The sequence below is a fragment of the Lentzea rhizosphaerae genome (genome assembly GCF_042649515.1).
In the GTDB taxonomy this organism is placed as follows: domain Bacteria; phylum Actinomycetota; class Actinomycetes; order Mycobacteriales; family Pseudonocardiaceae; genus Lentzea; species Lentzea aerocolonigenes.
In genome coordinates this window covers 241,153-261,816 of sequence record NZ_JBHRZI010000021.1, presented here as the reverse complement: position 1 = coordinate 261,816, position 20,664 = coordinate 241,153, and the positions used below count along the sequence as shown (strand labels likewise).

At 68.7% G+C, this 20,664-nt stretch carries 21 protein-coding genes; 6 read left to right on the top strand and 15 right to left on the bottom strand.

Going from position 1 to position 20,664, the window contains the following annotated elements; genetic code table 11:
- Positions 1 to 132 precede the first annotated feature (132 nt).
- Positions 133 to 1,110 carry a 2-dehydropantoate 2-reductase gene (locus ACFOWZ_RS26415; protein WP_382376576.1) on the bottom strand — a complete coding sequence of 326 codons (978 nt, stop codon included), beginning with the start codon at positions 1,108 to 1,110 and terminating at the stop codon, positions 133 to 135.
- Positions 1,111 to 1,210: 100 nt separating this feature from the next.
- Between ACFOWZ_RS26415 and ACFOWZ_RS26410 the strand changes: the two genes are divergently transcribed.
- Positions 1,211 to 1,927 (top strand): GntR family transcriptional regulator, encoded by a 717-nt coding sequence (locus ACFOWZ_RS26410; RefSeq protein WP_382376575.1) that lies wholly within the window; start codon positions 1,211 to 1,213, stop codon positions 1,925 to 1,927.
- 291 nt (positions 1,928 to 2,218) lie between these two features.
- Positions 2,219 to 2,419 carry a hypothetical protein gene (locus ACFOWZ_RS26405; protein WP_382376574.1) on the top strand — a complete coding sequence of 67 codons (201 nt, stop codon included), beginning with the start codon at positions 2,219 to 2,221 and terminating at the stop codon, positions 2,417 to 2,419.
- On the opposite strand, the gene ACFOWZ_RS26400 is transcribed toward ACFOWZ_RS26405, so the two are convergent.
- The 6 genes from ACFOWZ_RS26400 to ACFOWZ_RS26375 form a co-directional block, all read right to left on the bottom strand.
- Positions 2,410 to 3,360, bottom strand: a complete 951-nt coding sequence (locus ACFOWZ_RS26400; protein ID WP_382376580.1) for a TerC/Alx family metal homeostasis membrane protein — start codon at positions 3,358 to 3,360, stop codon at positions 2,410 to 2,412. The genes ACFOWZ_RS26405 and ACFOWZ_RS26400 overlap by 10 nt on opposite strands.
- 24 nt (positions 3,361 to 3,384) lie before the next feature.
- On the bottom strand, positions 3,385 to 3,828 hold the full coding sequence (locus tag ACFOWZ_RS26395) for a hypothetical protein (protein ID WP_382376573.1): 444 nt from the start codon (positions 3,826 to 3,828) through the stop codon (positions 3,385 to 3,387).
- Positions 3,828 to 5,234, bottom strand: a complete 1,407-nt coding sequence (locus tag ACFOWZ_RS26390) for an Nramp family divalent metal transporter (RefSeq protein ID WP_382376572.1) — start codon at positions 5,232 to 5,234, stop codon at positions 3,828 to 3,830. The genes ACFOWZ_RS26395 and ACFOWZ_RS26390 overlap by 1 nt, the downstream gene beginning before the upstream one ends.
- A 217-nt stretch (positions 5,235 to 5,451) precedes the next feature.
- On the bottom strand, positions 5,452 to 7,602 hold the full coding sequence (locus ACFOWZ_RS26385) for an acetate--CoA ligase family protein (RefSeq protein ID WP_382376571.1): 2,151 nt from the start codon (positions 7,600 to 7,602) through the stop codon (positions 5,452 to 5,454).
- Between the two features lie 23 nt (positions 7,603 to 7,625).
- Positions 7,626 to 8,855, bottom strand: coding sequence for a formyl-CoA transferase (frc, locus tag ACFOWZ_RS26380; RefSeq protein ID WP_382376570.1), 1,230 nt, complete (start codon positions 8,853 to 8,855; stop codon positions 7,626 to 7,628).
- A 9-nt stretch (positions 8,856 to 8,864) separates the two neighbouring features.
- A complete protein-coding gene (locus ACFOWZ_RS26375) occupies positions 8,865 to 10,550 on the bottom strand; it encodes a thiamine pyrophosphate-binding protein (protein ID WP_382376569.1) in 1,686 nt (561 codons plus the stop codon).
- A 139-nt stretch (positions 10,551 to 10,689) separates the two neighbouring features.
- Here ACFOWZ_RS26375 and sucC point away from each other — a divergent pair, with 139 nt between their 5' ends.
- Positions 10,690 to 11,808, top strand: coding sequence for an ADP-forming succinate--CoA ligase subunit beta (gene sucC / locus ACFOWZ_RS26370; RefSeq protein ID WP_382376568.1), 1,119 nt, complete (start codon positions 10,690 to 10,692; stop codon positions 11,806 to 11,808).
- Positions 11,808 to 12,686: a succinate--CoA ligase subunit alpha gene (gene sucD / locus ACFOWZ_RS26365; RefSeq protein WP_382376567.1), complete on the top strand. Its 879-nt coding sequence runs from the start codon at positions 11,808 to 11,810 to the stop codon at positions 12,684 to 12,686. Before sucC ends, sucD begins: the two co-directional genes overlap by 1 nt.
- 102 nt (positions 12,687 to 12,788) lie before the next feature.
- Here sucD and ACFOWZ_RS26360 read toward each other — a convergent pair whose 3' ends face one another.
- The 7 genes from ACFOWZ_RS26360 to ACFOWZ_RS26330 form a co-directional block, all read right to left on the bottom strand.
- Positions 12,789 to 13,565 (bottom strand): hypothetical protein, encoded by a 777-nt coding sequence (locus tag ACFOWZ_RS26360; RefSeq protein ID WP_382376566.1) that lies wholly within the window; start codon positions 13,563 to 13,565, stop codon positions 12,789 to 12,791.
- Entirely contained in the window at positions 13,562 to 13,861 is a 300-nt protein-coding gene (locus tag ACFOWZ_RS26355; protein ID WP_382376565.1) for a type VII secretion target, read from the bottom strand. Before ACFOWZ_RS26355 ends, ACFOWZ_RS26360 begins: the two co-directional genes overlap by 4 nt.
- On the bottom strand, positions 13,858 to 14,202 hold the full coding sequence (locus tag ACFOWZ_RS26350; RefSeq protein ID WP_382376564.1) for a YbaB/EbfC family nucleoid-associated protein: 345 nt from the start codon (positions 14,200 to 14,202) through the stop codon (positions 13,858 to 13,860). The genes ACFOWZ_RS26355 and ACFOWZ_RS26350 overlap by 4 nt, the downstream gene beginning before the upstream one ends.
- A gap of 14 nt (positions 14,203 to 14,216) precedes the next feature.
- On the bottom strand, positions 14,217 to 14,834 hold the full coding sequence (locus ACFOWZ_RS26345; RefSeq protein ID WP_382376563.1) for an ESX secretion-associated protein EspG: 618 nt from the start codon (positions 14,832 to 14,834) through the stop codon (positions 14,217 to 14,219).
- Positions 14,831 to 15,124, bottom strand: a complete 294-nt coding sequence (locus ACFOWZ_RS26340; protein ID WP_382376562.1) for a hypothetical protein — start codon at positions 15,122 to 15,124, stop codon at positions 14,831 to 14,833. The genes ACFOWZ_RS26345 and ACFOWZ_RS26340 overlap by 4 nt, the downstream gene beginning before the upstream one ends.
- A complete protein-coding gene (locus ACFOWZ_RS26335; protein ID WP_382376561.1) occupies positions 15,121 to 16,152 on the bottom strand; it encodes a hypothetical protein in 1,032 nt (343 codons plus the stop codon). Before ACFOWZ_RS26335 ends, ACFOWZ_RS26340 begins: the two co-directional genes overlap by 4 nt.
- 98 nt (positions 16,153 to 16,250) lie before the next feature.
- Positions 16,251 to 18,344 carry a helix-turn-helix domain-containing protein gene (locus ACFOWZ_RS26330; RefSeq protein ID WP_382376560.1) on the bottom strand — a complete coding sequence of 698 codons (2,094 nt, stop codon included), beginning with the start codon at positions 18,342 to 18,344 and terminating at the stop codon, positions 16,251 to 16,253.
- Between the two features lie 87 nt (positions 18,345 to 18,431).
- Here ACFOWZ_RS26330 and ACFOWZ_RS26325 point away from each other — a divergent pair, with 87 nt between their 5' ends.
- Entirely contained in the window at positions 18,432 to 19,031 is a 600-nt protein-coding gene (locus ACFOWZ_RS26325) for a DedA family protein (protein WP_382376559.1), read from the top strand.
- On the opposite strand, the gene ACFOWZ_RS26320 is transcribed toward ACFOWZ_RS26325, so the two are convergent.
- Positions 18,994 to 19,713, bottom strand: a complete 720-nt coding sequence (locus ACFOWZ_RS26320; protein WP_382376558.1) for an SDR family NAD(P)-dependent oxidoreductase — start codon at positions 19,711 to 19,713, stop codon at positions 18,994 to 18,996. The genes ACFOWZ_RS26325 and ACFOWZ_RS26320 overlap by 38 nt on opposite strands.
- A gap of 108 nt (positions 19,714 to 19,821) precedes the next feature.
- Here ACFOWZ_RS26320 and ACFOWZ_RS26315 point away from each other — a divergent pair, with 108 nt between their 5' ends.
- Complete coding sequence (locus ACFOWZ_RS26315; RefSeq protein ID WP_382376557.1) at positions 19,822 to 20,664, top strand: alpha/beta fold hydrolase; 843 nt, start codon at positions 19,822 to 19,824, stop codon at positions 20,662 to 20,664.

Below are 20,664 nucleotides of genomic sequence, written 5' to 3'. Positions count from 1 at the left end.
CAATCGCAATCGTCGCGAAGCGGCGATGACGCAACCAAAGCTCGTCATACGACCCAAAGCAACCACCAGCACAAAGGCGACCAAGACCAGCAGAAGGTGACCACCCCCGCCGGAACCCGCGCAGCACCACGCTCAGGACACCGCCGACGTGCGCGACAGCAGGTCGATCGCCGCGTAGACGTGCCGCAGCGTCGGGGCCGGCACGCGGGTCAGCTCGGCGATCTCCACCACCGCGCCGATGATCGCGTCGATCTCCAGCCGTTTGCCGGCTTCGAGGTCCTGCAGCATCGACGTCTTGTGGCGCCCGACGCGGCGGGCGCCGTCGATGCGCTTGTCGATGGAGATCTGCGGATCACAGCCGGCGGCCCTGGCGATCGTGAGGGTCTCGGCCATCATCTGCGCGACCAGGTCGCGGCTGTCCGAGTGGTCGCAGATCTCCACCATCGTCGCGCGGGTCAGTGCGCTCAACGGGTTGAACGCCACGTTGCCCATGAGCTTGATCCAGATGTCCTCGCGGACGTCCTTCTCGACAGGGCACTTCAGCCCGCCTGCGACCATGGCCTCGCTCAAGGCAACACAGCGCGGAGAAATGCTTCGGTCCGGCTCCCCAATCGAGAACCGCGTGCCCTCCAGGTGCCGGATCACGCCCGGCGCCTCGATCTCGGTCGAGCAGTAGACGACACAGCCGATCGCCCGTTCCATCGGCAGCACGGCCGTGACCGAGCCGCCGGGGTCCACGGCCTCGATCCGTTGCCCTTCGAGGGGATGGCCCGTCATGCCGTGGAAGTACCACCACGGGATCCCGTTCTGCGCCGCGATCACGGCCGTGTCCGGGCCCAGCAGCGGCGCCAGCAGGTCGCCCGACGACGCGTACGAGTACGCCTTCAGGCCGAGGAACACGTAGTCGGCCTCGCCCACCTCGCGCGGATCGTCGGTCGCGTGTGGACGCGCGGTGAAGTCACCGCGCGGACTCAGCACCCGCACGCCGTGCTCCCGCATGGCGGCGAGATGGGCTCCGCGCGCGATCAGGTGAACTTCCACGCCCGCACGATGCAAGGCCGCACCGACGTAGGCACCGATCGCTCCAGCTCCGAGAACAGCGATCTTCATGTCACGCCCCGATCGTCGCAGGATTGCATACAGTATACGGACAACATGACCAATGCTCTAGAAGTGCTTTTTGCATACCAAAAGCTGTATTCTGTCGCGCATGACCTCTTTGCCCAGTGGCCGCCGAGCCGCCAAGGGTTCGCTCAGCGCCGCGGCGAGCCGCCGGGTCGAACGGCCGGCACCGCTGCGACAGGCCGTCTACGACGCCCTGCTCGAGCTCATCGTCAACCGGACGCTCGCCCCCGGTCAGCACCTGGTCGAGGCCGAGCTCGCCGAGTACCTGGGCGTGAGCAGGCAGCCGGTGCGCGAGGCCCTGCAGCGGTTGCAGACCGACGGCTGGGTCGACCTGCGTCCCGCCCAGGGCGCGTTCGTGCACACCCCGACCGAGGAGGAGGCCGACCAGCTGCTCGCCGTGCGCAGCGTGCTGGAGACGTACTCCGCCAAGCTCGCCGCCGAGCACGCCACCGCGTCCGACGTGAAGATGCTCAAGAGGCTGCAGAAGTCCGGCGAGGAGGCACTGGTCACCGCCAACGTCGAACGCCTGGTCAAGGCGAACGCCGACCTGCACGCGGCCATCGCGGCGATCGGCCGCAACAAGGTCCTGGCCGAGATGATCGGACTGGTCGACCGCAGGGTCCGCTGGTACTACACCCCGATCGCCCGTCCACGCAGCGGTGACTCGTGGAAGGAGCACGCCGAGCTCGTCGCCGCGATCGCCGACGGTGACGTTGAGCGAGCAGGCGAGGTCATGCACCGTCACGCGGAGCAGACCCGGCAGACCTACCACGAGCACAGGACCCCAGAAAACTCACCGTAGCTTCAACCGAGAGTGATTGAGGCGTTACGCGCGGATCACCCCAAAACGGTCATTTGGTGCCACACGGGTGATCCGCGACACGATGATCGTGGATTGCATACAAAACGCAGTATGCTGAATGGTGTCAGGGACGGGATCAACGGGTACCTGAACCGGGTACCCACTTGACTGAGACCCCGGCCGCACCCCTGCACCTCCCGTGCGACAGCGCCTGTTAGCCCTTGGCCTGTTGGCTCTTGGCCTGTTGGGTTCTTGCACGCCTCGGGAGCGACCATCGACAGGAGGAACACCATGTCCCGCTTGAAGAACTTCGCGCGCTCGCTCACCCAGCCGCGTGGGGGCGCCTCCGCCGACGGCCGCGCGATCGGCCTCGGCCTGTCCACCGCGCTGAACGAGCAGCGCAAGGACGCCGAAGCAGTCGCGGCCGTGGCGAAGACGCTGCGCCCCGACTCGCAGGGCAAGGACAGCGAGGGTCACACGATTCACGGCTGAGCGCCCTCGACTCGCTGGGAGCGCTGAGCTTCAGCCTCCTCCACGGCGGCACGGGCGGCCCGCCGGGACGTGTGCAGGCTCCACACCGTGGTGATCGCCAGGGTCGCGACGATCACGCCGAGAGACACCACGATCGGAATCTCCGGAGCCCACGACACACCGTGGTGGTGCATCGCCTCGAAGATCAGCTTGAGCCCGATGAACGCGAGCACCACCGCGAGGCCCTTGCTGAGGTGCACCAGGCGATCCAGCAGACCGCCCACCAGGAAGAAGAGCTGGCGCAGGCCCATCAACGCGAACGCGTTGGCGGTCAGCACGAGGTACGGCTCCTTGGTGAGCCCGAAGATCGCCGGGATCGAGTCGACCGCGAAGAGCAGGTCCGTGGTGCCGACCGCGACCATGACGATCAGCAGCGGACCGGCGCGGGGAAACACCTTGCGCACCGCGCGCAACGCGGCGTTCTCGGAGAACTCGGCTTCCTCGCTCTCGTTGTGCGCCAACAGCTTCCACGCGGTGTAGATGAGGAACGCGCCGAAGACGTAGAAGAGCCAGTCGAACCGGGAAATCGCCTCGGCACCGACGGCGATGAAGATCGCGCGCAGCACCAGCGCCAGGAGGATGCCGACGATCAGCACCTTCTGCCGTTGTTCCCGCGGCACCGCGAACCGGGCCATGATCAGCACGAACACGAACAGGTTGTCGACGCTGAGGGAGTACTCGGTGATCCAGCCGGCGAAGAACTCGCCACCGTGCTGTCCGCCGGCGAACAACGTCACCCCGAGTCCGAAGAGGACGGCCAGCCCCACGTAGAACAGAACCCAGCAGACCGACTCGCGAAACGTCGGTTCGCGGGGCTTGCGCACCACCAGGAAGAGGTCGAACGCGATCACGACGGCGAGTCCGCCCAAGGTCGCGATCCACACCCAGACAGGAAGATCCAGCATTCTCGCTCCTTCGGCGGAAGGTCAGCGGGCAGCGGCGGCACCCGAACGCGATTGACGCAGGCGAACCGCGATGCGTTCGTGCAGCCACAGGAAACCGATGGCCCAGCCGAGGCTCACGATCCCTTGGTAGGCGAGGAAACCCGCCAGGTCCGAGGGCAGCCGAACCTGACCGGTGAGCACCAGGCTCACGGTGACCTCGTGCACCAGGCGCGCCAACGGGAACGCGACCAGCCAGTAGAGCGCCACGGGAGCGAACCGTCCGGCCGGCAGCCGGCCTGCCGCCACCAGCAGGCCGAATGCACCGCCGAACGCCCCGAGTGGCAGGCCGAGCGCCACCATCGTGACCAGAGCCCACCCGAGCGGCTGGCCGACGAGCGCGGCCAGCCCTCCCGCGATGAGCCCGGCGGCGAGACCGACGAACGCACCGGGCAGTGCCTCTTTTTTCGGCCATTCGCGGACCTGCATCAGCCCACCACCACACCGAACTTGAAGAGGCTGAAGAACAGCATGCCCAGGTAGAACACCGCGCCGAAGCCGATGATGATGTTCGTGATCAGCTTGGGACGGATGGGTTTGGGCAGCATCCGGTTGTTCACCAGCAGCAGCACCACGCAGTACGCGCCCATGGCGAACGTCGACAGGAAGGCGAGCACGTCGAGGATCGCACCGGGTCCGTCAGCCGGTCCGAACAGCAGGATCAGGATGCCGAAGGTGATGACGCCCCAGAGGAATCCCGCGTAGAGGTGCGACATCCGGAACTTCTTCGCGCCGCGTACGAAGTGGTACGTCATGTCCGCCTGGCCGCGCGAGAACGAGTCGAAGAGACCCAGCGTGGCGTTGAGGCCGATCAACGCGATGAACCCGAGGAAGACCGCGCCCAGCACCGGCCCGCCGGCCGACGCGAAGGCGTCCGACATGGCGTTGAGCGCCGCCTCGCGTTCACCGGACTCGATGAGCGCCTTGACGTCCGGCGAGGTCCGCGAGGCCGACTGCGCGAGAACCGTGAAGGAAACCGTGACGAGCATGGTGATGCCCCAGAAGAGCAGCAGGGCGTCGAACGTGACCCAGCGCCGCCAGCCCTTCCACTTCGCGAGCTCGGCCTTGTCCTGGGTGTCGAACATGAAACCCCGGCTGGGCATCTTCTCCTCGTCGCCCGCGTGCCGCAGCCCGCGGACCTTCGGGATGTGCGCGCCCATGCCGGCACCGCTGTCGCGCAGGTGCAGCGTGTACCACATCTGCTGCATGCCGGAGGGCCCGGCGAACGCGATCGAGCCGACGATGATCGGGAACCACTCCGGCGACATGGCCTGCGCCGGGAAGTACCCGAACTGGAACATGCCGGTCACGGTGCTGGTCAGGTCGCTCCACGTGCCGACCATCGCCGCCACCACCGCCGTGCTGACGACGAGCAGTCCGATGAGGATGGACAGCAGGTTCTCGAGCAGGTTGTAGATGACCTTGGCCAGGCTGAACAGGATCCCGACCAGAACCAGCCCGACACAGGCCGACACCGTCCACGGTATGCCGGTGATCTTCTCCAGAGCCGCCGCTCCCGCGGAGAGGTGGCCCGGCCAGATGTAGACGAGTGCCGCCACCACGAAGAAGAACCACATGATCGGTTTGAACACGCGCGCGGCGCCGAAGAAGATGCTCTCCCCCGTCGCCATCGCGTACCTCGCCATCTCGAGCATGACGACGGCCTGCAGCGTCACGCCGATCAGGAAGAGCCATCTGATGTCCGGCCCGAAGACCAGCACCAGGCGGGGCCACATGTAGGACTCGCCCATGCCCACGCCCAGAGCCACCAGGAAGACGGTGGGGCCCAGCAGGTGAATCGACGGTGGTGCGTCGGGCAGTTTCCTGATGGGCATCGCTTCCAGCCTGCCCGCGGGCCAGACACGCTCCCCCTGTGACTCCTTTTGGGGTGGCGGGCTGACTTCCGTACGGGCGACCAGGTTTGGATCATCCACGGTTAACAACCTCCAGAGGACCGGCTGTCTTCGTTGACCTCCCTGGCGGGTTCGCGACCGTGGGCGTGTCACGGTCGCGGACGGGCCATCTCTCCCTTGCTGCACAAGAAACCTGTTGCTACCCGAGCAGACCAGCGGCACGTGCCCACCGGTACTTCGCACCCAGCACTGCGACAGGCTTCTCCGTTGTGTACGGATACGCAACCACTCCGTTCCGGTACAGGTACTCGCTGGCCTCCTCCACCTGCACGTCCCCGGCGAGCGAGGCGACGACGGGCTTGTGGATGCCGTTCGCCCGGTACTCCTCCACGACGTCGACCACGAGCTTCGCGAACACCATCGGTGGCGTGACGATGGTGTGCCAGTAGCCCAGGATCAACGAGTGGATGCGGTCGTCCGCGAGTCCGAGCGCGATCGTGTTCCGGTACGTCGACGGCGGTTCGCCGCCGGTGATGTCGACCGGGTTGCCCGCCGCGCCGAACGGCGGGATGAACTTCCGGAACGCCGCGTCCAGATCGTCCGGGATGGTCATCAACGACAACCCGTTGTCCACACAGGCGTCCGAGAGCAGCACACCCGAACCGCCCGCACCCGTGATGATGACGACGTTCTCGCCCTTCGGCGTGGCCAGCAGCGGAATGCCGCGCGCGTACTCCAGCAGGTCGTTCAGGCCGGGTGCGCGGATGACGCCGCTCTGCCTGAGGATGTCGTCGTAGACGCGGTCGTTGCCGGCCAGTGCGCCGGTGTGCGAGCTCGCCGCCTTCGCTCCCTGGTCGGTGCGTCCGGCCTTCAGCACGACGACCGGTTTCTTCGTCGACACCCGCTTGGCGGTTTCCGCGAAGGAACGGCCGTCCTTGAGGTCTTCCAGGTGCATCGCGACGAGCTGGGTGTTCGGGTCCTGCTCGAAGAACGTCAGCAGGTCGTCCTCGTCGATGTCGGCCTTGTTGCCCACGCCGACGATCGCGGAGACGCCCATGCCCGCGGAACGGCTGAACCCGAGGATCGCCATGCCGATTCCGCCACTTTGCGACGACAGCGCGACGCCGCCCTTGACGTCGTACGGCGTGCAGAACGTCGCTGAGAGGTTCTCCGGCGTGTAGTAGTAGCCGTAGATGTTCGGGCCCAGGATGCGCACGCCGTGTTTGCGCGCGATCGTGACGATCTCTTCCTGCAGCTCGACGTTGCCCGTCTCGCCGAAGCCGGACGGGATCATGATCGCGCCGGCGACGCCCTTCTTGCCCACTTCCTCCAGGGCGGCGGGCACGAACTTCGCCGGGATCGCGAACACCGCGACGTCGACGTCCCCCGGCACGTCGGCGATGCTCGCGAACGCTTTCCTGTCCAGGATCTCGTCCGCCTTGGGGTTGATCGGGTGGATCTCGCCCTGGAAGCCGCCGTTGACGAGGTTCTTCATCACCGAGTTGCCGATCTTGCCCTCTTCGTTCGAGGCACCGATCACGGCGACGGCGGCGGGCTTCATGATCCGGTTCATCGAGGCGAGGATCTCGTCCTGCGTGAACCGGTGTGGTCCGACAGCGGCGTCCTCGTCCACGAGGATCCGCACGTCGACCGCGGTGGCGCCACCAGGAGTGGCGAGCACCGGGTTGAGGTCGACCTCCGCGAACTGCGGGAAGTCCGTGACCAGGTCCGACACGCGGTGGATCAGATCGGCGAGCTTCGCGGTGTCGACGCCCTGCGCACCTCGCACACCGTGCAGGATCTCGGCGGCCGCGATGCCGTTGACCATCGCCAACGCCTCGGACGTGCTGGTGGGCGCCAGCCGGAACGTGACGTCCTTGAGCACCTCGACCAGCACACCGCCGAGGCCGAACGCGACGATCTTGCCGAACGTCTCGTCCGTCACCGCGCCCACGATGACCTCGTGGACGTCGTTGCCGGTCGGCAACTGCTGCTGGACCTGGACGCCGGTGATCTCGGCATCCGCCTTGTGGTTGCGGGCGTTGTCGATGATCGTGCGGTAGCCCTCGGCGACCTCGCTGGAGTTGCGCAGGCCCACGAGGACGCCGCCGGCCTCGGTCTTGTGCAGGATGTCCGGTGAGACGATCTTGAGCACGACCGGGTAGCCGATCTCCTCCGCGAACGCGACGGCGCCCTCCGAAGACTTCGCCAGCGCCTCGGCCGGGGTCGCGATCCCGTAGGCGTCGCAGACCCTCTTGCCCTCCGGCGCGGTGAGCGACGACCGTCCCTCCGCCCGCACCTTCGCGAGCACGTTCTCGACCGCGGCGCGGTCGTAGCCGTTGTCCGGCATGAGATCTCGTCTCCCTAGGGGTGTCAGATGACGCCGGCGGTGCGGAGTTCGGCCAGTCGTTCGGTGCTGTAGCCCAACGCGCCGAGCACCTCGTCGTTGTGCTCGCCGAGCAGCGGCGGGCGCTGCACCGGAACTTCCGAGTCGGAGAGCTTGAGCGGGTTGCCGACCGTCTTGAACGTGCCGCGCTCGGGGTGGTCGACCTCGACGACGGTGCCGAGCTCGGCCAGCGTCTCGTCCTCGATGATCTCCTTCGTGGACAGGATGGGTCCGCACGGGATGTTGTGGGCGTTGAGCTTGTCCATCACCTCCCACTTGGTGTGCTTCTCCGTCCACTCCTCGATCAGCGCGAAAGCCTTGTCCAGCTTGGAGAGCCGCACCTCCGGTGTCGCCCAGCCCGGGTCGTCGGCGAGTTCCGGTCTGCCGATCAGCTCGGTCAGCGGCTTCCACCCGACCGGCTGGATGATCACGTAGATGTAGTCGTTGGGGCCGCCGGGGGCACAGCGCACCGCCCAGCCGGGCTGGCCACCACCGGATGCGTTGCCGGAGCGGGGCACCTCGTCCCCGAACTGCTCGTTCGGGTACTCCCCCAGCGGCCCGTGGGCGAGCCGCTGCTGGTCGCGCAGCTTCACCCGGCACAGGTTGAGCACGGCGTCCTGCATCGCCACCTGGACGCGTTGCCCACGGCCTGTGTTCGTGCGTTGGTACAACGCGGCGAGGATGCCCGCCACGAGGTGGATCCCGGTACCGGAGTCGCCGATCTGCGCGCCGGTGGCGAGCGGCGGACCTTCCTCGAACCCGGTGGTGCTCATCGAGCCGCCCATGGCCTGCGCGATCACCTCGTACGCCTTGAAGTCGGCGTAGCGGCCGGGGCCGAAGCCCTTGATGGAGGCGTAGATCAGCTCGGGGTTGAGCTCCTGGAGCTTCTCCCACGGGTAGCCGAACCGTTCGACGACACCGGGTCCGAAGTTCTCGACGAGAACGTCGACGTCCGCGATGAGTTTCTCGAAGACCTCCTTGCCGTCAGGAGACTTCATGTTGAGGGTGATGCTCCGCTTGTTGCAGTTGAGCATCGTGAAGTAGAGACTGTCCACATCGGGCAGATCACGCAGCTGGCCGCGTGTGATGTCGCCGCGTCCCGGCGTCTCCAGCTTGATGACGTCCGCACCCAGCCAGGCGAGCAGCTGGGTCGACGACGGTCCGGACTGCACGTGCGTCATGTCGAGGACTTTGACGCCTTCCAGGGCCTTGGCCATCTCGCTCACCTACTTGTACATCGTCTGGTTCATGGTTCCGGGCGCGTACACGTCGGGGTCGATCCACACGTTGATCAGCGAAGGCTTGCCGGACTCGCGGGCACGCTGCAGCGCGGGACCGATGTCCTTGGGGTCGCGGACTTCCTCGCCGTAGCCGCCGAGCATCTTGGCGAACTGGTCGTACTTGACGTCGCCCAGCGTGTTGCCGACGCGTTCGCGTGCCAGGCCGTACTTCGCCGCCTGGCCGTAGCGGATCTGGTTCATCGACGAGTTGTTGCCGACGATCCCGACGAACGGCAGGTTGTAGCGGACGAGCGTCTCGAAGTCCCAGCCGGTGAGGCTGAACGCGCCGTCGCCGAACAGGGCCACGACCTCCTTGTCCGGCCTGGCCAGTTTCGCGGCCAGCACGAACGGGATGCCGACGCCGAGCGTTCCGAGTGGACCGGGGTCCATCCAGTGGCCGGGCGACTTCGGCTGCACGACCTGACCGGAGAACGTGACGACGTCGCCGCCGTCGCCGATGTAGATGGAGTCCTCGGTGAGGAAGTCGTTGATCTCGCTCACGAGCCGGTACGGGTGGATCGGCATGTCGTCGGAACGCAGGTGCTCCAGGCGCTTCTGCCGGGCCTTCTCCTCGACCGCCTGCAACTCCTCCAGCCACACCTTGCGGCCCATCGCGCCGTTGTCCTCACGACCCGACGCGGCCTGCGCGACGGTCGACAGCACCAGGTCCGCGTCGCCGACGATGCCGAGGTCGACGTCGCGGTTCTTGCCGACCGTGCGGTAGTCGAGGTCGATCTGCACGACCGTCGCGTTCTGCGAAAGCCTGCGGCCGTAGCCCATCCTGAAGTCGAACGGGGTGCCGACGATGACGATGACGTCGGCGTTGTCGAAGGCGTAGCGGCGAGAGAGCTGGAAGTGGTGCGGGTCGCCGGGAGGCAGGGTGCCGCGGCCCGCGCCGTTCATGTAGGCGGGGATGTTCAACGTCCGCACGAGCTCGATCGCCGAGTCCGTGGCGCGCGTCGTCCACACCTGGCTGCCGAGCAGGATCGCCGGCTTCTTGGCGTGCACCAACAGGTCCGCGAGCTTCTCGACGTCCCTCGGGTCACCGGCGCTGCGCGTGGAGGCGCGGTAGTGGCCTGCCTGCGGGACGCGGGCCGTGCTCAGCGGCACCTTCGCGTCGAGGACGTCGCGCGGGATCTCCAGGAACGACGGGCCGGGCGCGCCGGCGTTGGCCTCGCGGAAAGCCATCGACACCATGTCCGCGATGCGGGCGGTGTGCGGGACGTTCGCGGCGAACTTGGTGATCGGCGTCATCATGTCGACGTGCGGGAGGTCCTGCAGTGAGCCCATCTTGTGCTGGCTCAGCGCACCCTGGCCGCCGATCAGCAGCATCGGGCTCTCCGCGCGGAACGCGTTGGCGACGCCCGTGACGGCGTCGGTGGTACCGGGACCCGCCGTGACGACGGCGCAACCGGGCTTGCCGGTGATGCGGGCGTAGCCGTCGGCCGCGTGTGCCGCGACCTGTTCGTGTCGTACGTCGACGACGGCGATGCCTTCGTCCACGCAGCCGTCGTAGATGTCGATGATGTGGCCGCCGCACAGCGTGAAGATGGTGTCGACACCCTCGGCTTTGAGCGCCTTGGCGACCAGATGCCCACCTGAGATCTGTTCCGGCTCCGCGGAAGTCGTCATCAGTGACCAGCTCCTCCCCAGCGCCGGCCTGCAGCGCTCGACTGTAGATTGCATACCGTATGAGGTAGGCATATCGTTACTCCGCTACCAACCGGATGTCCATAGATGGCCGCAAGTTTTCGGCGAGAGGACGCAGCCTGTGACTTCTTCTGGGGATCTTTTCGAACACGAGGCTCGGGACCTCTTCGAGCGTCATGGAGTGCCCGTTCCGCGCGGTTTCGTGGCGGACACTCCTGAGTCCGCGCGCGAGGCAGCCGCGAAACTGGGCGGCACCGTTGTCGTGAAGGCTCAGGTGAAGACGGGCGGGCGCGGCAAGGCGGGTGGCATCAAGCTCGCTTCGTCGCCGGACGAAGCTTTCGCCGCGGCCGAGGCCGTTCTGGGCATGGACATCAAGGGGCACACCGTGCACGAGGTGCTGGTGACCGAGGCGAGTGAGATCGCCGAGGAGTACTACCTGTCGTTCCTGCTCGATCGTGCCAACAGGACGTTCATCGGCATGGCGTCGGCCACCGGCGGCGTGGAGATCGAGGAGATGGCGGACTCCATCACTCGAATGCCAGCTTCGGCCTTCGACGCAGCTGCGGTGTTCCCACCGGAAATCGCGGCGGAGGTGAACGCCGTCGCTTCCGCGTTGTGGAAGGTCTTCGTTTCCGAGGACGCCACCCTCGTCGAAGTGAACCCGTTGGCGCGCACGAAGGACGGCCGGATCGTGGCGCTCGACGGCAAGGTGACGCTGGACGGCAACGCGTCCTTCCGGCACTCCCGCACCGATTCAGGCGCGGAGGGTGGCCCGCTGGAGGTGCGGGCGGCCGAGAAAGGCCTCAACTACGTCAAGCTCGACGGCACGGTCGGTGTCATCGGCAACGGCGCGGGTCTCGTCATGTCCACTTTGGACGTCGTGGCGCTGGCCGGTGCCGCGCCCGCGAACTTCCTCGACATCGGCGGCGGCGCCTCGGCCCAGGTGATGGCCGACGGTCTCGACGTCATCCTCTCCGACCCGTCGGTGCGCAGCGTGTTCGTGAACGTCTTCGGCGGCATCACCGCGTGCGACGCGGTGGCCAACGGGATCGTGCAGGCACTGGGTCTCCTCGGCGACCGAGCCGACAAACCGCTGGTGGTGCGCCTGGACGGCAACAACGCCGAGGCCGGCCACCGCATCCTCGACGAGGCACGACACCCGCTGATCACCGTGGCGCACACGATGGACGACGCGGCGGGCCGTGCCGCCGCGCTCGCCGGCGCCGGACAGGAGTCCTGATGACGATCTTCCTCGACGAGCACAGCCGCGTGGTCGTGCAGGGCATGACCGGCTCGGAGGGCGCCAAGCACACCCGCCGCATGCTCGCGGCGGGCACGCAGGTCGTCGGCGGCGTGAACGCGCGCAAGGCCGGCACCTCGGTGGGGTTCGACGACGTCACGCTCCCGGTGTTCGGCACGGTGGCCGAGGCGATGCGGGAGACCGGCGCGAACGTGTCGGTGCTGTTCGTGCCGCCCGCGTTCACGAAGGACGCCGTCATCGAGGCGGTCGACGCCGGGATCGGCCTGGCGGTGGTGATCACCGAGGGTGTCCCGGTGCACGACACGGCACAGTTCTGGGCTCATGCCCGAGGGAAGTCGACGCGGATCATCGGGCCGAACTGCCCCGGCATCATCAGCCCCGGCAAGTCGAACGCGGGCATCATCCCCGCGGACATCACCAAGCCCGGCTCGATCGGTCTGGTGTCGAAGTCCGGCACGCTGACCTACCAGCTGATGCACGAGCTGAAGGACTTCGGCTTCACCACGTGCGTCGGCATCGGCGGCGACCCGATCGTCGGCACGACGCACATCGACGCGATCGCGGCGTTCGAGGCCGACCCGGAGACCGAGCTGATCGTGATGATCGGCGAGATCGGCGGTGACGCGGAGGAACGGGCGGCGGAGTTCGTGCGGGACAACGTGTCCAAGCCGGTGGTCGGCTACGTCGCCGGCTTCACCGCGCCCGAGGGCAAGACGATGGGCCACGCGGGCGCCATCGTCTCGGGGTCCTCGGGCACCGCGCTTGCCAAGAAGCAGGCCATGGAGGCGGTGGGGATCAAGGTCGGCAAGACGCCGTCCGAAACCGCCGCCCTGGCACGTGCGATCTTGACCAGCTAGTGCACAACGCCTTGTCCGCCACCGCGATGGCGGACGGCTGCGTGCCGGGCTGGTTCGTGTTGGTCACGACCGACACGGACCGGCCGTCGGCGGTGAGTCGCTTCACGTGGTCGCCTCCGTCGAGGTGCTCTTGTCACCGATCACCGAAAGCGCTTGCTTCACGATCTTCAGCACGGCCTGCGCGCCCTCGACCAGCTTGATCAGGTTCTCGCCGCTCGCGAGCAGCTCGCCGAGCTCGGCCGCGATCTGCGCCCCGCACTCGACGGCGATCTGCACGCACTGCGGGATGGCCACGGCGATGCTCTGCCCGAACGTCGCCGGTGCCGCCGCGATCGCCTCGGTCATGATCGGCACGATCTTGCCGATCGCCTCGGTGATCAGCCGGGTCACCTCGGCGACGACCTGGGCGACCACCTCGCCCGCCTTGATCAGCGCGGTAGCGTTGGTCAGCGCGGTCTCGGCGACGGACAACACGCCGTCGGCGATCTCCTTGCCGGTTTTGGCGTAGTCGGTCGCGCTCTGGCCGGACCAGCCGCTGGTCTCAGTGCTCGCCTTGGAGCTGTACTCCTCGGCGAGCGTCGTTGCCGTCCTGGCCGCGTTCTGGAACTCGCCCGCGCCCTGCCCGACGCCGTCCGGGTTGCCGCGCAACTGGTTCAGCGGCTCTTCGAGGAACGAGATCATCGGCGTGAGGAAGCCGACGCCCGCGCTGTCCAGTGCCTGCAACGGTTTGTCGTTCGAGCCGAGCCGGCTGATGTCGGCCTTGGGGGTGTTGGCGAGGTCCGATGAGAGCCACTCGTCACCGGCGATCGCGTTCGTGGTGGTGCGGAGTTCGTTCAGCAGCGCGGCGATCGTGCCCGCGTCCGTCGCGGTGGCGGTCATCGGGCGGCCCCGGTGAGGTTCACGACGTTGTCGTCGTCGGTGCGCTGGTAGGTGTCGGCGGTCTGCCGCAGGCCGGCGCCCACCTTGTCCATTGTGGACGCGACATGGGCGAAGGCCGCGAGCGTCTCCCCCATCGCCGCGCCCAGGCCCGAGGTCAGGAACTGCGCGAACGAACCCAGCGAGTCCTGGCCGAGCTGGTCGGGGAGCTGCTTTCCGGTGGCGGACAACCGGTCAGCGCACCCGGCGAGCGTCGCGGCGTGACCGCGCAGCTGCTCGTGGTCGACGGTGAAGCTCATCGCACGGCCTCCGGGAGGTGTTTCGTGACCTGGTGCAACGCGTCGCTCTCACCGAGGTAGTCCGCCATGATCTCCGTCATGCGCGCGCTCGCCAGCCGTTGCGCCTCCCGCGCGGTGCTGACGATCAGCATCGCGAGCGTGTCGACGTCGAGCTTGCGCGCCGCCGGCGTCAGCGCGACGTCGCCGAGCACGCCACCGGCGTTCACCGTCACGGTGACCTCACCGCGTGGCGAGGTCGCGCTCGCCCCGACCTCCGCGAGACTCGCGCTCGCCGACCGCGCGCTGTACGCGACTCGCTCCAGGCGTTCCTGGTAGTCCGCCAGCCACTGTGCTGGATCCACTGTCTCCCCCTCTTCTAGGCTCGCGCCACTGCCGCGAGCTCACCGATCGCTCGAACCAGGTCGTTGTGCCGCATGGGGTTCACGCTGACCCAGCCGTCACTGCCCACGTCGACCCTGACCCGTCCGGAAGCACCGTCCAACCAGGACACTTCCGCGCGCTGACCGCCGCGGACCACCCCGGCCTGTCCCTGCGCGACGACCTCGAAGTCGAGCCCGGCGCCGGGTGGCAGGGTGATCGGCATGAGCTGTGCGGGTTTCGCGTGCGGTACCAGCGCCACGAGCTCGTCGCCCAGCGTCTCGGCCTCGACGTGCGTCACCCGGACCGTGCTGCCGGACTGCGTGCACACGAGCGCGTCGTCGCCGTAGACCATCGCGACCGCACCCGTCCCCGGCACGACGAGGTCCACCACGGCGGTGTGCTCGTGCAGCGCCGTCACCAGTTCCGCGGCCACGCCGACCGGTCCGTGCGCCTCGGCCAGTCCACGCGCCTGCAACCCGTGACCCGCCTCGGACAGCAGCGCGGCCCGTTCGTCCGCGAGCCTGCCGAACGACGGCACCCGCAGCGGGAACGGCCAGCGCACCCCGGCGTGCGTGGCGAGCAGGTCCATCTCCACCAGGTCGAAGGCGATCATCGGGCCACCTGCCCGGCGTCGGCCTCGAGATAGGAGGTCTTGATCTGGGCGAGCATCTCCTGGAACTCCCGCACCTCGCGCTCGGCGGCCTTCACCTCGCCCGCGAGCCCTCCGCCCGCCTCTTTGAGCCGGTGCGACAGGTCACGGGCGGGCGGCGCGGTGCCGAGCAACGGCTGCCGCTCGGCGAGCCTGCTCGCGGTCGCCACCAGGTCGCCGGTCAGCGCCGCGAGCCTGGTCAGGGTCGTGATCCGGTCCTGCAGCCGGTCCGGTGCGACCTCGAAGCCGGTCACGACTCCTCCCCGATGACTGCCGGAGACACCCGCTCGTTCACCGCGAACAGGTCGTGGTCGAGCGTCGGCATCTGGTTCTCGTGCGTCTGGTCGTCGTCCTTGCGCGCGGCACCGGGCGGTGGTGACGCCATCGCGTTGTTCTGGGCGGTCGCGCGGGTCTCCGCGGTGAACGGACCGATCGCGGTGAGGCCGGCGTGCGGGCCGATGACGCCGGTGCGCAGGCCGGGGCTGAGCTGCTGACTGATCTGCTGGCTGACCTGCTGGCTGACCGGGGTGGCGGCGCCGATCACCAGGCCTCTGGTGCCGCTCACGAGGCGTTGCCACGGGACGCCGCCGGAGCTCGGGGTTTTCACGGCCTGGGCGGCAGGGCGCGGTGATGGAGCGGCCTGCGGAACGTTGGCGCGGGCGTCGTCGATGAGGCGGCCGCTGCCGTTGAGGCTCGACTCGTAGGTCTGCATCGTGCGGACGGCCTGCTGTTTCTGCTGGTCGGCTGCGGCGGCACCGAAGTAGAAGTAGAAGCCCGAGGTGCCCGCGGGCATGGTGGGAGCGCTCGGCAGGGACATCGGAGCCGGTGCGCTCGGCAGCGTGAACGGTGCGAACGGCGCGGGCGCAGTCGGCGAGCCCAACGGCGTCGGCGCAGTCGGCAAGGCCAACGCTGCCGGCGTCGTCGTCCCGTCCGGTGGCGGTGGCATCGCAGCCCGCGCCGCCGCCAGCGCGTCGGCGGAGTCCTGCGCGGCCCGCTGCCCCGCCGCGCACAGTGCGCTGATCTTCTCTATCCGCTCGGCCAGCGCGGCCAGCCGGGCTCCTGCCTCCTCGGCGGCCGCGCCGGTCCACCCGTCGAGCAACGCGGTCCGTTGCTCGCGCAGCACCTCGGCGTGCGTGTCCAACGCCGCGCGGTGGCGCGTCCACTCGTCGGCGACCGTGCTCACGTCCGCGACGTCGGCGTCCTGCCACAGCATCCGGTGGAGCTCTTCGTGGCTGTACGCCTCCCAGTTGATCTGGCTCGGCGGTGACTCGTTGCCTGGCACCCTGCGTTCCCTCCCTCGTCCGGCCCGGCAAACGATCACAGCCGGACCAAACGAGAGAACAGGCCACACGACCGGCCACCTGTGGCCGGTACCGGTGATCAGCGCAAACGTGCGAAGTGCTCCTGCAGCCGGGCGTGCCGGAACTGGTAGACCGCACCCGCGCGTCGCAGCACACCACGCCGATAGGCGTCGTCGAGGAACGCCGGCAGCTTCCACGGCAGCCGTCCGGTCAGCGGCAACCAGATGCGCGCGAACAGCACCCACTGTCCCCACGCGGTCAGGCTCAGCCCGTAGGCCAGACCGCCTCCGGCACCGCCGACGAGCCCGAGCGCCAGCGCCGTCGTCGGGCTCCACACCACGTCGAACCGCAACGCCGTGAGCCCGCCCACGACGACTCCGGTGGCCGCCGCGACGAACACCGCGAACACGGGGACGATCATCGCCACGAGTGCCAACACGTGACGCCGGTTGGCCTCGATCAGGTCGTCGGGGCTGCCCGCTGACCGCACGTCGAGCGGTACCTCCATCGCGGCTACCAGCCCGAAGACCAGGCCGGCGCCGAGCCCGAAGACCAGCGCGAACACGCCGACGTCGACCAGGACCCCAGTCGTCCACGAATACTGGGGCGTGACCAGCCAGAACGCCGTCGCGCGCACCAGTCCGTACGCGCCGCCGGCCGCTCCGCCGAACGCGAGCCCGAGCAGGGCCCGCGCCCCCACGCGCTTCCCCAGCCGGCCGCGCAGCCGCAGCCGGGTGCGCACGGGCTCGAGCGGTGCCGCGCGGACCACGTACCAGTGCGCCAGCCCGAAGATCACGCCCGTGGCCAGCCCGATCATCGTCGCGAACAGCAGCCCTCTGACGGTCAGGGCCGCCAGCACGACGGCCTCGATCACGAGGTCCGCCAGGCCGACCGCGAGCCCGACGCCCACCCCGGTGACCTTCGAGGACGTGCCGAAACGCCACCACTCGACGTCGTGCGTCCCCAGCCTGGTCAGATGATCGGCGAGGTGACCGAGCCACGGCTGCACGCGTTCGGCGTCGGTCCCGTAGACCGCGGGCACGAAGCTGCCGAGCAGGTGCCGTTCGATCTCGTCGGCGTCGTGGAACCGCAGCAGCTCAGCCGGGTCGTGGTCGGGGGTGTCGCTGTAGATCCGCCGTGCTAACGCCACCATCAACGGTGTGACCAGCACTTTCGCCAACGGCCCACCGCCGCGCACCTCGTCGAGCACCGGCGCCCACACCTTCTTGCGCGTGGTCCGTGGCAGGTAGTCGGCCAAGTCGTCGGACGTCAGGTCGGCCACCACCACCGCGGCCGCCGAGGTCAGCACGTCCGTGCCTTCAACCGCGTCGCGGTATTCGTCCACACGGCTGGTGAGCAGCAACGGCAGAGTGGTGGTGTTCAGCGCGTTGAGTGCCGGTCGGTGCAATCCGGCTGCGATCTCGTCGAACCCGTCCAGCACGGGCAGCACCCGTTGCGCGTCCACGAGCGCCGCGGCGACCGTGCCGCCGCTCGGCCCCGGCGCCTCGAGGAACGGGTGGTCGCGGATGAGCTGCTCGGCCATCCAGTCGCGCAGCCCGATCCGTTCCGGGTGCCACGACCCGAGGCTGAAGATCACCGGCACCGGGTCGGTCGTGTCACGCGCCTTGAGCAGGTCGAGCACGAACCGCGTGGTCAGCACGGTCTTCCCGGCCCCTGCGCGTCCCAGCACCACGAGCCGCCGCGACCCGACCCTCCGGTAGACCTCGACGACCTGGTCCACCCGCCCGCCGAGGTCGGCCTCTCCGCCGATGTTGAGCCAGCTGTCCTGCAGCTGGGCGGGCGCCCCGTCCCACCGCACGGGCAGCGGCACCGGGTCGTGGATCTGCCGCTGTTCCTCTTCCCGCCGCCAGCGCGCCTCGACCGCGACCTTCAACGTCTCCGCGGCCTCGGCCAGCGGGTCGAACCGCACCGGCTCGGCCTGGACCGGCTCGTCACGTCCGGCGGCGGCGAAGAACTCGGCCCGCTCGGCCCCGGTCAGCTCCAGTGCCTTGGCCAGTGCCCGCATGGTCTCGGCATTCGGGTTGGTCCGCTCGCCGGTCTCCAGCCCGCGCACCGTTCGAGTCCCCACACGGGCACTGTGGGCCAACGCTTCCTGGCTCAACCCCGCCTGCCGCCGCAACTGACGCAACAGCACGCCGAACTGGCTGGTCACGCCGCCCCCTAGGTCCGAATGATCAACACCTTATCGACGGACCTGAGACCGCTGCACGGATTCCGCCGCAGGAGGAAGATCGATCACGTGCTGACCCAGTGGCTCCACACCATCCCTCCGGTGCTGGTCTACGTCGTCGTAGGCCTTGTGGTCGGCATCGAGAGTGTCGGAATCCCGGTGCCGGGCGAGATCGTCCTGGTCACGGCGGCGTTGATGGCCTCGCACCACGACGGCATCTCACCGGTGATCGTCGGCGTGGTGGCGTCCGCGGGGGCGATCACCGGCGACAGCACCGGTTACGCGCTGGGCAAACGGTTCGGGCCGCGCGTGTTCGGGTGGGCGGGCGAGAAGTTCCCCCGCCACTTCGACGCGGGAAAAGTCGGCCGCGCCCAGGCGCTGTTCGAACGGCACGGCGCCCGGGCGGTCTTCTTCGGCCGGTTCGTGGCGTTGCTGCGGATCCTGTCCGGTCCGCTCGCCGCCACGATGGGCATGCACTACGGGAAGTTCCTGCTGGCCAACGCAGCTGGCGGCATCGCGTGGGCCGGCGGCACGACCGCTGTCGTCTACTTCGTCGGCGAGGCGGCCGAGCACTACCTCGCCGAGTTCTCGTGGATCGCGTTGCTGGTCGTGCTGCTCGCGGTGATCGCGTTCAGCGTCCGAGCCCGGCTCCGCCGTTCACCCCGATGACCTGCGCGGTGATGTGACCGGCCTCGGGAGAGGCCACGAACGCCACCGCCGCGGCGATGTCCGCGGGCGTGCCCGCGCGGCCGTTCGCCGGGTTGCCGACGAGCTTCTTGCGCCGTTCCTCGCTGAGCGTCCCGCCGAAGAACTCGGTGTCCTGCGTGACGCCGGGCGACACCACGTTGACCGTGATCCCCCGCGCTCCCACCGCGAACGCGAGGTCAGCGGTCCACGCCTCGACCGCCGCCTTCGCCGCGCCGTAGGCACCCGACCCGCGCCGGCCCGCGATCGAGCCGATGGTCACCACACGCGCGTTGTCGGCGAGGCGCGGCTCCAGTGCGGTGGTCACGAGCACGGCGCTGATCACGTTGGACTCGTAGTTGGCGAGCCACAGGTTCCGGACGTCCGCCAGGTTCTCCGGCGCGGGCAGCCGCCGGGTCATGTTGCCGCCCGCGTTGTTCACCAGGACGTCCACCTGCGCCGGCAGATCGCTCAACGCCGCTTGGACCGCGTCCGGGTCGGCCGCGTCGAACACCACCGCCCGCGCGCCGATCTCCTCGGCCGCCGCCTTCAGGACGTCCTCCCGCCTACCCGTGATCACCACGTCCAGCCCCTGCTCCACGAGCCGGGCCGCCACCGCCTTGCCGATGCCCGTGCCGCCGCCGGTCACCACTGCTGTTCGCGTCATGTGATCTTTGATAACAGCCGAATACACGCAGGTCGATCGGCCTGTTGGCCGACGCGGGTTCACGTCTGTGACTAGGCTGCTCAGGCCAACTGAACCTGGGGAGCAACCGTGACAACTCACGTTCTCGAAACCAACGAAGCGGCCATCACCTACGACGTGCACGGCGAGGGCGGCCGCCCGTTGATGATGATCGGCCAGCCCATGGACGCCAGCGGCTTCACCGCCCTGCGCGCCCAGTTCCCCGACCGCACCGTGATCACCTACGACCCGCGCGGTCTCGGCCGCAGCACGAGATCCGACGGCCGCACGGACAACACGCCCGAGACGCAGGCGGCGGACGTGCACGCGGTGATCGAGGCCGTCGGCGGCCCGGTCGACCTCTTCGCGTCCAGCGGTGGCGCGGTCACGGCGCTGGAACTCGTGGCGTCCTACCCGAACGACGTCGTCACGCTCGTCGCGCACGAGCCGCCGATCATCGACGTGCTGCCGGACGCGCGGGCCGCCCGCCGTGCCCGCGACGGTTTCATCGAGGTCTACCAGGCCAAGGGCTCGGGCTCGGGCATGGCCGCGTTCATGCAGATGAGCTCGTGGCAGGGCGAGTACACCGACGACTACTTCGCCCTGCCCGCACCGGATCCCGCGCAGTTCGGCATGCCGGCCGAGGACGACGGCAAGCGCGACGACCCGTTGCTGGGCACGTCCTCGCTCGCCATCACCGACTACTACCCGCGGGTCGACGCGCTGAAGGCAGCGCCCACGCGCATCGTGATCGCGGTCGGCGAGGAGACGGGCAACGCGTTCACCGCGCGCACCGCCGTGCACACCGCGAAGCTGCTCGGCCTGGAGGCGGTCGTCTTCCCCAGCCACCACGGCGGGTTCATGGGTGGCGAGTTCGGCTGGGCGGGCAAGCCGGAGGAGTTCGGCGCGAGGCTGCGCGAGGTCCTCGGCTGA

Excerpts from the sequence above, each read along its gene's own strand:
- ACFOWZ_RS26355 (WP_382376565.1), bottom strand. The coding sequence starts at position 13,861 with ATGAGCTTCACCGTCGACCACGAGCAGCTGCGCGGTCACGCCGCGACG.
- ACFOWZ_RS26375 (WP_382376569.1), bottom strand. The coding sequence starts at position 10,550 with ATGACGACTTCCGCGGAGCCGGAACAGATCTCAGGTGGGCATCTGGTC.
- ACFOWZ_RS26360 (WP_382376566.1), bottom strand. The coding sequence starts at position 13,565 with ATGACCGCCACCGCGACGGACGCGGGCACGATCGCCGCGCTGCTGAAC.
- ACFOWZ_RS26320 (WP_382376558.1), bottom strand. The coding sequence starts at position 19,713 with ATGACGCGAACAGCAGTGGTGACCGGCGGCGGCACGGGCATCGGCAAG.
- ACFOWZ_RS26395 (WP_382376573.1), bottom strand. The coding sequence starts at position 3,828 with ATGCAGGTCCGCGAATGGCCGAAAAAAGAGGCACTGCCCGGTGCGTTC.
- ACFOWZ_RS26410 (WP_382376575.1), top strand. The coding sequence starts at position 1,211 with ATGACCTCTTTGCCCAGTGGCCGCCGAGCCGCCAAGGGTTCGCTCAGC.
- frc (WP_382376570.1), bottom strand. The coding sequence starts at position 8,855 with ATGGCCAAGGCCCTGGAAGGCGTCAAAGTCCTCGACATGACGCACGTG.
- ACFOWZ_RS26345 (WP_382376563.1), bottom strand. The coding sequence starts at position 14,834 with ATGATCGCCTTCGACCTGGTGGAGATGGACCTGCTCGCCACGCACGCC.
- ACFOWZ_RS26405 (WP_382376574.1), top strand. The coding sequence starts at position 2,219 with ATGTCCCGCTTGAAGAACTTCGCGCGCTCGCTCACCCAGCCGCGTGGG.
- sucD (WP_382376567.1), top strand. The coding sequence starts at position 11,808 with ATGACGATCTTCCTCGACGAGCACAGCCGCGTGGTCGTGCAGGGCATG.
- ACFOWZ_RS26385 (WP_382376571.1), bottom strand. The coding sequence starts at position 7,602 with ATGCCGGACAACGGCTACGACCGCGCCGCGGTCGAGAACGTGCTCGCG.
- ACFOWZ_RS26415 (WP_382376576.1), bottom strand. The coding sequence starts at position 1,110 with ATGAAGATCGCTGTTCTCGGAGCTGGAGCGATCGGTGCCTACGTCGGT.
- ACFOWZ_RS26390 (WP_382376572.1), bottom strand. The coding sequence starts at position 5,234 with ATGCCCATCAGGAAACTGCCCGACGCACCACCGTCGATTCACCTGCTG.